The following is an 11,962-nucleotide window of genomic DNA, read 5'->3' on the forward strand; positions in this document are numbered from 1 at the left end:
AAACCGAAGACAACTTAAAGAAATGACGTTTCACCTTTTATATTTACAAATCTATAAATATAGATATAATGTAATCCAGAGAACTTACTCTCATGTCCATCATATTATAGGAGGCAAGGCAGGCTCATTTCGACACAATATATCTACTTTTCTGTATATTTAAATTTATTGGAGGTACGCTTTGCATGAAATCACAACAGGTCAATCCACTCCTTATCCTGATTCTGGCACTCGGGGTATTCGGGATTATTACAACAGAAATGGGAATTGTGGGGGTACTGCCTCAGGTTGCGAATAAATTCAACATTACGGCTGCACAGGCAGGTTGGCTGGTCAGTATATTTGCGCTAGTCGTAGCCATTGCGGGCCCTTTTCTCACCTTGCTGGCATCCGGGATGAATCGCAAAATTATCCTTTTAGCCGCTGTGCTGATGTTTGCCATTTCAAACGTGGTCTATGCCTACGCCACAACATTTGATACCATGCTTATCTTCCGTATCATTCCCGCGTTATTCCATCCCGTCTTCTTTTCCGTAGCCCTGGTCACCAGTGCCCAACTTGTTCCGGCAGAGAAAAGCAGTCAGGCCGTCGCCAAAGTATTCACCGGAGTTACCGCGGGCTTTGCCTTGGGCGTGCCACTCACATCGTATCTTGCTGAACGCCTATCCCTCGAAATCGCCTTCCTGTTTGGAGCGATGGTCAGTGTGGTCGCTTTGATCGGCATATGGATCTGGCTACCCTCGATGCCCGTGAAGGAAAAGATGTCCTATGGCAAGCAGCTCGGTATTCTGCGCAAACCTGGATTATGGCTGAATGTTGCCGCAGTCATTTTTATATTCGCCGCCATGTTCTCCGTGTACAGCTATTTCGCCGAGTATCTTGGACAGGTCACCCACATGAGCGGATCATGGATCAGTGTCATGCTGACCGTCTTTGGTGTCGTCATGATCATCGGAAATTTGGGGTTTGGACAGTTTCTGCGTAAGAGCGTGGTCCGCACTGTCCTCATGTTCCCCCTTCTGTATGTAGCAGCTTACGCACTCGTCTATTGGGCCGGTCCCCACTTCATGTGGATGGTTATTGTAGTCATCCTCTGGGCATCCGTGCATTCAGGAGGATTAATTGTAAGCCAAACCTGGTTAACCGCTGAAGCGCAGGACGCGCCTGAATTCGGCAACAGCTTGTATGTATCCTTTTCCAACCTCGGTATTACCCTGGGTACTGCTATCGGCGGATGGTTCATCGCAAACCTGGGAATACATCAACTGATCTGGAGCGGAATGATATTTGCGCTGATCGCTTTTGTCTTGATTTGGATTAAAATTAAATGTTTCCCTGCACCATAAATTGCCGAACACTGTTGAGACAAAGCATTAACACAAAAAGCGCCATGTTCCCATGCTTAACATGTGGAACAGGCGCTATTTGGTGTTATATGATTACCGGATTTACAAAGGATGCTCCGACTCGTCAAAACGCACGCTTAAGGATTGTTCGCCAGGTAATTTCTCAGCCATTGCATAGCCGGACGTTCTGTACCGTTGCTATTGACCAAGTGAGAGCCAGCCTGCCAGGTTTGATTCTGGTTGTAACCCCACAGCGTCACACCTTTAACAGCAGAGTGTTTCCACAGCACAGGGAATTTCTGCTGATAACGTTGCAATTGTGTATTATCGTCACCTGTCATATCCAGCTCGGATACATAGATTGGTAGCCCTGTAGCCGCAAGCTTGTTCAGTACCGTGTTCATTGTGTTCACAGAAACGTTGTCCATATTGAAGTAATGCGCCTGGATTCCAATACCATCAACTAGACCTCTGTTTTTCAAAAGGTTGATAATCTGGATATATTGGTCCGCTTTAGCAGGATCACCGATAATACCATATTCATTAATTAACAATTTGGAGTTAGGGAAGGCTTGTCTCGCCTGTTGGAATGACCAGATAACCCAATCCCAACCCGTTGCCCCATCTCCACCAATGGCATTGCGATAGGATGGTTTCGCATGCAGAGGTTCATTCACCACATCAACGAAGGCAGACTTCGAATACCGCTGTCCTGCCGCTTTAATCCATTGTGTCACTTCAGCCTTCTGATCTGCGGCTGAGAGACTGTTAATCCAATTTGGCTGTTGATTTCCCCATACGAGGGTATGAAACTTGAACGGGAACCCGTTGTTGTTAGCATAGTTGTAGGCCATGTCCGCCTGGCCCCAATTCATTACGTTGCGTGTGCCTTCAACAGCATCCCACTTGGTAGAATTCTCCGGAGTTACCTGATTCCAATACGGGCTAAAATTCGAAGGAACCTGGTTGGCAATAATATTGCCCAGAAATTTGCTACCTTTCGCCAGACCAGCGCTCACACTACCAACCGCAACAGAAGCAGCGAGAATCCCTACCAATGCCAGTGAGCCGACTGTTTTGAACCACTTAGACTTAATCAATGATTTTCCTCCTTAGTATTCTTTTTTGTAAAGCGCTTACAAACATCATTTTACTGGATAATTTTGGTTTTTAACACCTGTCAAATTATAGTATTTTATTGCAAAAAAATAGATTTAAATGCTTTTTCTGAAGTTATTTATAGATTCACTCTCTTAAATCCAACATAACTCTTACATTGGAGTTTACATTCACCAGATGTTTATCTAGTATGAAATGATACATATCTTTATACACACTAGATAACAAGGGAGATTACAACATGCGCAAAATTTCAACGAAACGTTTCGCCGGATGGCCTTTATCGTTCCTCTTATGTGCCTCCATTTTGTTTGCCCCTTTTGCTTCCACTCCGGTTCAGGCTGCTGAGGCAGACAAGGAGACCAAGATTACGTTGCTGGGTACATCGGATATACATGGTCGATTTATGCCGTGGGACTATGCTATGGACGGTCCAAACCCAACCGGTAGCATGACACAGCTCTACACCATTGTGAAAAAAGTCCGTGCGGAGAATCCCAATACGATCCTGCTGGATGCAGGAGACATGATTCAGGATAACTCAGCTGAATTGTTCAATGATCAACCTCAATCTCCCATGATGGTTGCAATGAACGAAATGAAATATGACGCATGGGTTATGGGTAACCATGAGTTTAACTTTGGACTGGACATACTGGAGAAGATCTCTTCCCAATTCAATGGACAGCCTCTCGTGGGTAACATTTTCAAAGAAAACGGCGACCGCTACATGCCTGCCTATACGATTATCGAGAAAGACGGAATCAAAGTGGGTGTTATCGGAATGAACACACCTATGATTACCGAGTTTGAGAAAGGTACAGATCACCTGGACGGCATCATCGTCAAAGATCCTGTGGAAGAGACCAAAAAGGCCATTGCTGAGCTGAAAGGCAAAGTCGATGTCATGGTTGGACTCATGCATATGGGATTGGATAACGAGAACGGTAATCCGGGAACCGGAGTGACGGATATCGCCAACGCCAACCCGGAGCTGGCTGCCATTTTTGCCGGACACATGCATACTTTGATTGAATCCCAAACGGTTAACGGCGTATTGATCTCCGAACCGAATAAATATGGCTCACATATTTCACGAATCGATCTGACATTTGAAAAAGACGGCGACAAAGTTGTGCTGAAAAGCAAAGAAGCTCAAGCACTCGCTGTAAAAGCAGCAGACGGAACATATGAAGTCTCCGATCCTGCGCTGGAAGAGACTTTGCACCCATTCCACGAGTTCGCTCGTGCCGATGCCAACATTGAAGTGGCTGAACTGAAAGGAACAAACCTGGTGCCTGCCGATGAAATTAAGGGTATCCCTGCGGTGCAGATCCAGGAAACACCTTTGTCTGACTTTTTCACAGAAGTGATGTTGCATTACAGTGATGCCGATGTGGTCGCGCACCAGATTGATAACGACAAGGCCAAGCTGGATGTAGGTCCAATCAAGAAAAAGGATATTGCGTTCAACTACCAATACACCTTTGGTGAAGTGACCGTATATGAAGTAACCGGACGCGATCTAATGGATTATATGGAGTGGTCTGCGGGGTACTTCAACTCCACACGCCCGGGTGATGTGACCGTCAGCTTTGATCCGAAACGACGTGCTTCCAAATACAGCACCGATGATTTCTTCGGCGGCGTAACGTATGAGATTGACCTGACCAAACCATACGGTAATCGGATTACAAATCTCAAGTACAGCAATGGGTCAGTGGTCAAAGAAGATGATACGCTGAAACTTGGCATGAACGCCTATCGAATGGAAGCGCTGATTGCCAAAGGTGGTGCCATGGAAGGGCGTAAGTTCAAGCAACTCTGGTCCTCCAAGGATGCCTCGGCATTTGGTGAGATTCAAGGCACGATTCGCAACCTGTCCATCGCCTATCTGAAAGATGTCATGAAAGGTGTCTACGAACCGAAGATTCAACACAACTGGAAAATCACTGGCGTAGACCTGACTGCACCGGAACGTGTAGATGTGGTGGAGTTAGTTAACGATGGCATCATGTCTGTGCCAACAACGGAAGATGGCAAGTACACCAACATTGCCTCCATTAACATTTTAGATGCAGTGACTCAAGAAGAGATTGATACATTATCTGCCAAAGCAGGTGTGAATGCAGCACAATTTGCAGGCGTGAAAACCAAGGGAGCGTTCTATCAACAGCTGAACAAAGCTCGCAAATCGTCAGGCAATGGCGAGGGAGCAACTACTCCTACACCTGAGAAGCCGACAACGCCAACAGTACCAAAACCAACACCAACTCCAGGCACGCCGAAACCTGGTAAACCATCCACACCAAGCACTGGTAAACCGGGAACTGTCATCAAAGGCAAACAAGCCAAGGTTACTGCGGCTTACCTGAACGTACGCGCTGGCGCTTCATCCAAAGCGAAGGTCGTTGCTGCGGTACCAAAGGGCACCCTGCTTGAGGTGATCAGTACAGACAAATATGGCTGGGTAAAAGTGAAGCTGGATGGACGTGTAGCATTTGTATACGGGAAATACGTGAGTATTTTGAAATAGGTAACATCGTGACGCACCACGCTTAACGAAAAAGAAAAAGGGCGATTCTCCCATGAATATCATGGTCGGGATCGCCCTTTGTTATGTTAAACGAATGGTTATGCGTATGGCCCTTCCTCTACTGCTCTAGGGGAATGAAGTCATTTAGCCTTGTGGTTGGTTCTTGATTTTATCCATAAAAGCGTTCAGCTGGATGCCATTCGTTTGTTCCATAAAATCACGCAATTCCTCCGATTCCCCCTCGTAGGCGGCAAGTACGTAGTCATCATCGACAATATAGTACGTGCCGTAGCGAGTGAATGAATATCCTCCCTGCTGTTCTCCGGTCGTCCCCTTTTTGACTACAGCGATAATCTTCATACCTGGTTTTCGGGTACATCATCTCCTGTTACTACTTCATTTACCTTCACCTGATAAGAGATGAATTCAGGTTGGTAGGATGTGATTCCATTAGCCCTAACCTTATCAGCCACCTTTCGTTCAGGCGTACCGGGTTTAGTCGATAGCTCCACACGAAAACTCGGCAACACCTTCACGACCTCCGCCACAACGACCCCATCCCCAAACGCCATGACCTCATTGAAGCTAACTTCTCTCATGTTAATCGTCGCGGGGACGCCAGTGGATAGCGGATATTCCTTGCGGAGTTCATTCATTCGATCAGAGGATAACCTGCCCCCTGCGGCATTAAACGATTCGTAAAAAGGGGACGAGCACCCGGATAGGCTGACCAGAGCCAGTACGATACTTAACAACCAACATGTCATCTTGACTCGCGGCATATCTTATCCCCCTTTTCCTGATAAAAAAATAAAACACAGACATCCATGTCTGTGCAGTCCATTAAAATTTCGGTTGTACTCGCTCCGGCCGGGTAATACGTAGTATATAAAAGTACCACTATTATAAAAATTCTTTCATGACTAGCGACATACGTGTAATATACGATTGATTATCCTATAGCTTTTTTACGGGTACCCATATGCTACCATATCCCATTTTTCAGTTCCAGCCTCAATGGAGTGATTTTTGTTCTTTATTCCATTGATGTAAAGGAACTTTGATGTCTCTAAGACCGTCCATACTTATAGATGTATTAAAAAGGAGGTGAGCAACTCGATGTCCATTTTACGAAGATTATTCGTATTCCCGTTTATCTTGCTCCTGTTAACCCTTGGATGCGCAGAGAAGTCCGCAGAACAAGGGAAAGAGAAGCCACATGTGCGAGGAATTATTACGGATTTTGAGGAAGAAAGAGGTCAGGTACTCATCGAGAATAAAGAAGATGGCGGTGTTGATTCAGGACCGATTTGGGTCTCGCTCAGCAAGGACGCCGAACTCATCGTCGGAGGAGAGATTGTCACCGTCTCTTTGGATGAGACACTCGTTGGTCGAAGTGCAGAAGTGTGGATCAATGGAGTTATTGCTCAATCTTACCCTCCCCAAACCAAGGCTGTGAAGATGGTCATTCATTAACACCAAGCATATACGCCGATACATTTCGTTTCACGTGGAACGTTATGATACACATACGAACAGCAACGGGTGGTTGCTACTAAAATCGGAAATGATGAAAACAATTTACACACTTGAAGCATTTACTCCGTTAGCCTGCCTGCATATAGAGTATAATGAAGAGGTATACGATAAATGTACGGTGCAATAATTGTACAAAAACTAACGCAAAAGAGGTAAACGATGAGCAAGCAACAATTTAAAGATTATGGACTTGGTGAAGAGATCGTAAAAGCACTGGACAGTCTGGGCTATGAGACACCAACCGAGGTTCAAACCAAAGTTATTCCGGTAGCACTAGAGAATCAGGATCTTGTGGTCAAATCACAGACAGGTAGTGGTAAAACAGCTGCTTACGGCATTCCGCTCTGCGAGCTGGTGGATTGGAATGAGAATAAGCCACAGGCTTTGATTCTTACCCCAACCCGCGAACTGGCTTTGCAGGTTAATGAAGATATTACGAATATCGGGCGCTTTAAGCGTATTAAAGCAACCGCACTATACGGACAGTCCCCTTTCCATATCCAAAAAGCGGAGTTAAAACAAAGAACCCACGTGGCTGTTGGTACGCCGGGCCGGGTTCTGGATCATATCGAACGTGGCACGCTGCCACTCGAACGGATCGCTTATCTCGTTATTGACGAGGCTGATGAGATGCTGAATATGGGCTTTATCGAGACGGTACAGGCAATCATTCAGAAACTGCCGCAGGAGCGAGTAACGATGTTGTTCTCCGCTACATTCCCTGAAGATGTAGCCAAGCTGTCACGCAAATACATGAACAAACCGGTAGAGATCGAGATCAAGGCAAGTGGACTGACAACAGCCACGATTGAACATGCTGTGATTAACGTACCAGAGGTGAACAAAACCGCACTGCTTCAGGACTTGTTCATTGTGGAAAATCCGGATAGCTGCATTGTGTTCTGCCGTACGCAGGAGAATGTGGATAAACTGTTCCGGGTCATGGCTGACCTGGACTACCCAGCAGATCGTATCCATGGTGGTATGGAGCAGGATGAGCGGATCGAAGTGATGAACGCATTCCGACGGGGACAATTCCGTTATCTGATCGCGACAGATGTAGCCGCACGTGGTATTGATATCACAAATATTACTCATGTCATCAACTACGATATTCCTTTGGAAAAAGAGGGCTATGTTCACCGTACAGGCCGTACGGGTCGCGCAGGCAAAACAGGTAAAGCCATTACGTTGATTACACCGAAAGATGGCAGACGTCTGGCTGAGATTGAATCCTATATCGGATTCGAAATCCCTGTCGTGAAGGCTCCTTCCGAGGAAGCTGTAGATCGCCGCAGAGAAGATTTTGAGAAAAGATTGAAGATCGTTCCTGAACGTAAAAAGGACAAGCGTGAACAGCTGAACCAACAGATCATGAAGCTGAACTTCAACGGAGGCAAGAAGAAGAAACTTCGCGCCGTAGACTTTGTAGGTACCATCGCCAAGCTTGAAGGGGTAACCGCAGACGACATCGGGATCATTACCATTCAGGACAATGTAACGGATGTGGAGATCCTGAACGGTAAAGGCCCGCTCGTACTGGAGCTCATGCAGAATACAACGATCAAAAAGATGCAGCTCAAGGTTCGCAAAGGTCATAAATAGTTTGGTAAACACGGTCAAACAACTAGGAATTCAAACAGGGATAGTGGACTCTTTTCTAAGTCTACCATCCCTGTTTTCATTACCTTTTCTTTTTCCGAACTGTACCGCCTTCCACCGTATACCGAAAGAGCGCATCTTCGGCGCCCCCGATATCATCCGTAACCTGAAATGTCGCTGCATCTCCCGACTTATAAACCCCACCCGTCACAAAGCTGAACACCACACGCTCATCTTTACCCCAATATTGATTCAGCATGACAAATGTACTACCGCTCACACCCTTTACCGTGCGGTTGCCATTGGCATTATACAGACCATTCTGATCCATTGCCCAACTCTGGGGATCAGCATCGAATAGATGTGTAAAGCTGGCTCGATCGATATGTTTATTTGGTTTACCCCATAGATACACACGATTGGCATCCACCGCCCAACTGCCGGAAGGTGTTATTAACTCAAACGTTGCAGCATCAGCTCCCTTGATGATCTGAAGCACATCGTCTGGATGACCGAAAGGCTGACTTGTCCGAACAACCTCGGCACGGTACACATGTTGCTGATCCTTGGAAAGTCCAAGATGCTCCGTCCCGGCATACGTTTCAAAGTGCTGAGTATCAGCTCCATCTACACGGTAACCGTTGTAATACACATGATTGCCATCACGACCAAAAGGCCCACCTAGCGGCTGGAACGTATCCGGGTCTGCTCCTTTTACAGTACGCCACTGAAAATAAACACGTTCCCGGTCCCGAGCAAACTGCTCATCCAGCGGTTCAAAGGTAGACCTGTCCGCTCCACGAACAAAGTTGAATACCGCTTTTGCTTCTCGATGAGCCGTCCCGCCCCATTCTGTTCTATAAAAAATAGACGACGCAGTCTCAACCCAATTCCCTGTGATCTGCGTAGCGCCCTCTCCACTGCGGGCATAATGCACATGCCACCAGCCATGTACGTCGGGATGATGTTCTTGCAGCCATGCCCTCACCTCATCCTTTTCCCCATTCGCGTAACGAAGAGAGCTAGACAGATGGAACAGATGGTCCTTGTCGGTGCAATAGTCGTGATGAGCAATCACAGAGTTCGTATCAATATCCTCAAATAGATGAAAATGCGTGCTGCTCTTTACATATAAATAACGTTGGTCCTGAGCAAAGTAAGGCGTATCCAGCAACAGCCGAAAGCTGCTCGGATCGGAGTCAGGCACGGCCTGATCTTCCAGATAGACATACTGAGAGTCGCAGCAGTAATCTTCATCGATCACACGAAAAGCTTCCGTATCCCGACTGAACAAACTCGCCTTATTCTTGCGGGCATTGAACCACCATATTCCCTGATGATCACGCAGATAGGCGAAGGTCAACCATCCCTTTTGATAAGTAGAGATGACTTCAAAATCCTGAGCAGTAATGCCTCCCTTAATCGGAGCGCTGGTTCCATCTTCTTCATTTTGCAATATCACTTGAAGGTCTTCATCTACAATAAACTTGTCCATGATGGTTCCCCCTCCAGATCTGTTGTAACAATTAGTCTATCCTCATTTTAACGTGTGCACCTGAGCCTCTCTACATCATCGTACTTGATATTTAGGAACATTTCCTCCGCTCTCACCGCTCAGCCACGATGAAATGAAGGTTTGTTCAGCAATGGATGGATTGTTCACTTGAAAAAGAGTCTGACCCAACTACAATATAAATGAAAGCGCTACATTTTATCTGATATCTTTCGGGAGGTGTATGTAATGGGTAACAGGAAAGCCGTCTGGTTTCTGGTCTTTGCACTCACGTTCACCCTGTTTGGACTTCATCCTGAACGGACAAGCGCAGCAAGTGTCGCGATAACCAACGGTACCGATTGGCTCGATACCGCAGGCAACCCCATCCATGCGAACAGCGGCAACATTCTGCAGGTAGGCTCTACGTATTATCTGTACGGTGAACATGCGGTGGGCGGCAGGTTTGACAGCGTGAACGTCTACACCTCCACCGATCTGAAGAACTGGACTTTCAGCAACGCTATTCTGACGAAAGATTCCGCAACCGAGCTGGCTTCCAGCAAAATTGAACGCCCCAAAGTCATCTATAACGCATCAACCAACCAGTATGTGCTCTGGGCACACTATGAGAATGGAACGGACTACAACCTCGGGCGTGTAGCGGTCGCAACAAGCAATACCCCGAATGGCAAATTCACCTATGAGGGAAGCTTCCGCCCGCTGAATTATGAATCCCGTGACATGACCGTCTTTGTTGATACAGATGGCACAGGTTATCTGGTTACTGCTTCACGCAAAAATGGCGGTGCCAATGATACGATGGCTATTTTTAAAATGAATGCAAGTTATACGGGAATACAATCCTTCGAGGGCTGGCTGTTCGAGAACGCCTACCGTGAAGCACCTGCTGTTGTGAAAAAAGGAAACCGTTACTACCTCTTCACCTCTCAAGCCGCTGGCTGGTATCCGAATCAGGGCGCTTATGCTACAGCAACTTCCATGACGGGTCCATGGGCTGCGCTTACGCCATATGGCAATCCATCTGCCTTTGGTTCGCAGATTCATGATATTGCCACGATTACAGGCAGCAACACCACATCCTACATCTACATGGGGGATCGCTGGAATCCGATGAACCTCGGAGAGCACAAACATATCTGGCTGCCGCTAACCTTGAATGATTCGAACGGAACCGCATCACTGGAGTGGTATACAACGTGGAATATCGACGCAGTAACGGGTGCGGTAACACCGCCTGCTCTCGTCAATCATGCACAAGGCAAAACAGCTACCGCCAGCTCCACAGCCTCCGGCTCGTCTGCATCCAACGTCAATGATGGCAACTACCAGACTTCATGGGTGGCTTCCTCCAATAGCTGGCCTGCCTGGTGGCAGGTGGACTTCGGCGCACCAAAGACGATCACCGAGATCGACACGTCCTGGTTTATGTATAAAGGTTCCGAAGGGTACTACAAATACAAAATTGAAATTAGCAACGATGGAGTCAATTACTCCACCTTGGATCGCACCAACAATCTGACCTATGGCTTTACGACCGATGCTGTGCATTTCACAGCCCGTTATGTACGGATCAATATGGTGAACGCCGTCTTGTGGAATAATCCGGGTAACTGGTACACCCCAACTCTGCACGAAGTCAAAATGTTGGGCCCTGCAACACCTGAAGCCACAGGTTACAGCCGGTTCAATTCACACAACGTTCCGGATCGATACATCCGCCATGCCAATTACACCGCTCGCGTGGATGCCAACGTCTCTCCTGTTCTGGATTCCCAGTTCCGCGTCGTACCGGGTCTTGTCAGCTCCACAGGAATCTCGCTTGAGTCCATTAACTTCCCAGGCTACTTTCTGAAGCGTAATGCCAGCAACAAAATTGTACTTGAAGCTTACGCCAACACCGCCGCCTATAAGGGAGATGCTACGTTCCTAAGCAGTCCTGGTTGGGCTGATAGCACCAAAGTATCCCTTCAATCGTACAGTCAGCCCGGATATTACATCCGGCATTATGACTACGTTTTGCAGTTGGATGCTGTAAATGCAGCCAGCAGCGCAACTGTGAAGAGTGATGCCACGTTTGGGCGAACCAATTTCTAAACACATAAATTGGAGATAAGATTAGCATCTACATCTACAATTTAGATCTCGGGAAAGGCCGTTTTTTCAGGGTTCAAAACTGATTAACCCACCGAGGTAAAAGTCTAATGCCCATTCTGGAGGAAATCTGCAAATGGGGTGTGCATAACGTCCCAGAGACACAAACGCTGCATGAAATATAGTGAGTTATGTAATATATGCAAAAAAGCC

Annotated in this window: 9 protein-coding genes and 1 pseudogene; 6 read left to right on the forward strand and 4 right to left on the reverse strand. The window is 46.9% G+C overall.

What is annotated here, in order from left to right; genetic code table 11:
* Positions 1–185: 185 nt before the first annotated feature.
* Positions 186–1,346: an MFS transporter gene (locus tag C170_RS16240; RefSeq protein ID WP_036611701.1), complete on the forward strand. Its 1,161-nt coding sequence runs from the start codon at positions 186–188 to the stop codon at positions 1,344–1,346.
* 137 nt (positions 1,347–1,483) lie between these two features.
* Here the strand turns inward: C170_RS16240 and C170_RS16245 are convergent, their stop codons facing one another.
* Entirely contained in the window at positions 1,484–2,446 is a 963-nt protein-coding gene (locus tag C170_RS16245; protein ID WP_036611704.1) for an endo-1,4-beta-xylanase, read from the reverse strand.
* Between the two features lie 425 nt (positions 2,447–2,871).
* On the opposite strand from C170_RS16245, the gene C170_RS16250 reads away from it, so the two are divergent.
* The gene (locus C170_RS16250) at positions 2,872–5,001 is read left to right on the forward strand and encodes a 5'-nucleotidase C-terminal domain-containing protein (RefSeq protein ID WP_422395296.1); all 2,130 of its coding nucleotides are present in this window, start codon (positions 2,872–2,874) and stop codon (positions 4,999–5,001) included.
* A 144-nt stretch (positions 5,002–5,145) separates the two neighbouring features.
* Here the strand turns inward: C170_RS16250 and C170_RS16255 are convergent, their stop codons facing one another.
* Entirely contained in the window at positions 5,146–5,361 is a 216-nt protein-coding gene (locus C170_RS16255) for a hypothetical protein (RefSeq protein WP_036611709.1), read from the reverse strand.
* Positions 5,358–5,783: a hypothetical protein gene (locus C170_RS16260; RefSeq protein WP_036611711.1), complete on the reverse strand. Its 426-nt coding sequence runs from the start codon at positions 5,781–5,783 to the stop codon at positions 5,358–5,360. The genes C170_RS16255 and C170_RS16260 overlap by 4 nt, the downstream gene beginning before the upstream one ends.
* A gap of 337 nt (positions 5,784–6,120) precedes the next feature.
* Between C170_RS16260 and C170_RS16265 the strand changes: the two genes are divergently transcribed.
* Together C170_RS16265 and C170_RS16270 are read left to right on the forward strand one after the other, a co-directional pair.
* The gene (locus C170_RS16265; protein ID WP_036611713.1) at positions 6,121–6,477 is read left to right on the forward strand and encodes a hypothetical protein; all 357 of its coding nucleotides are present in this window, start codon (positions 6,121–6,123) and stop codon (positions 6,475–6,477) included.
* A 222-nt stretch (positions 6,478–6,699) separates the two neighbouring features.
* Positions 6,700–8,145: a DEAD/DEAH box helicase gene (locus tag C170_RS16270; RefSeq protein ID WP_036611715.1), complete on the forward strand. Its 1,446-nt coding sequence runs from the start codon at positions 6,700–6,702 to the stop codon at positions 8,143–8,145.
* A gap of 79 nt (positions 8,146–8,224) precedes the next feature.
* Here the strand turns inward: C170_RS16270 and C170_RS16275 are convergent, their stop codons facing one another.
* Complete coding sequence (locus C170_RS16275; RefSeq protein ID WP_036611717.1) at positions 8,225–9,637, reverse strand: DKNYY domain-containing protein; 1,413 nt, start codon at positions 9,635–9,637, stop codon at positions 8,225–8,227.
* Between the two features lie 246 nt (positions 9,638–9,883).
* Between C170_RS16275 and C170_RS16280 the strand changes: the two genes are divergently transcribed.
* Together C170_RS16280 and C170_RS31650 are read left to right on the forward strand one after the other, a co-directional pair.
* Positions 9,884–11,752, forward strand: a complete 1,869-nt coding sequence (locus C170_RS16280; protein WP_036611719.1) for an AbfB domain-containing protein — start codon at positions 9,884–9,886, stop codon at positions 11,750–11,752.
* A gap of 92 nt (positions 11,753–11,844) precedes the next feature.
* A pseudogene (locus tag C170_RS31650) lies at positions 11,845–11,934 on the forward strand (hypothetical protein); the annotation flags it as partial.
* Positions 11,935–11,962 lie beyond the last annotated feature (28 nt).

The sequence above is a fragment of the Paenibacillus sp. FSL H7-689 genome, assembly GCF_000517905.1.
Classification (GTDB): Bacteria; Bacillota; Bacilli; order Paenibacillales; family Paenibacillaceae; genus Paenibacillus; species Paenibacillus amylolyticus.

What these genes read in the sequence shown, in the direction of transcription:
- C170_RS16240 (WP_036611701.1), top strand. Translation starts at nt 186, where the DNA reads ATGAAATCACAACAGGTCAATCCACTCCTTATCCTGATTCTGGCACTC.
- C170_RS16250 (WP_422395296.1), top strand. Translation starts at nt 2,872, where the DNA reads ATGCCGTGGGACTATGCTATGGACGGTCCAAACCCAACCGGTAGCATG.
- C170_RS16255 (WP_036611709.1), bottom strand. Translation starts at nt 5,361, where the DNA reads ATGAAGATTATCGCTGTAGTCAAAAAGGGGACGACCGGAGAACAGCAG.
- C170_RS16260 (WP_036611711.1), bottom strand. Translation starts at nt 5,783, where the DNA reads ATGCCGCGAGTCAAGATGACATGTTGGTTGTTAAGTATCGTACTGGCT.
- C170_RS16265 (WP_036611713.1), top strand. Translation starts at nt 6,121, where the DNA reads ATGTCCATTTTACGAAGATTATTCGTATTCCCGTTTATCTTGCTCCTG.
- C170_RS16270 (WP_036611715.1), top strand. Translation starts at nt 6,700, where the DNA reads ATGAGCAAGCAACAATTTAAAGATTATGGACTTGGTGAAGAGATCGTA.
- C170_RS16275 (WP_036611717.1), bottom strand. Translation starts at nt 9,637, where the DNA reads ATGGACAAGTTTATTGTAGATGAAGACCTTCAAGTGATATTGCAAAAT.
- C170_RS16280 (WP_036611719.1), top strand. Translation starts at nt 9,884, where the DNA reads ATGGGTAACAGGAAAGCCGTCTGGTTTCTGGTCTTTGCACTCACGTTC.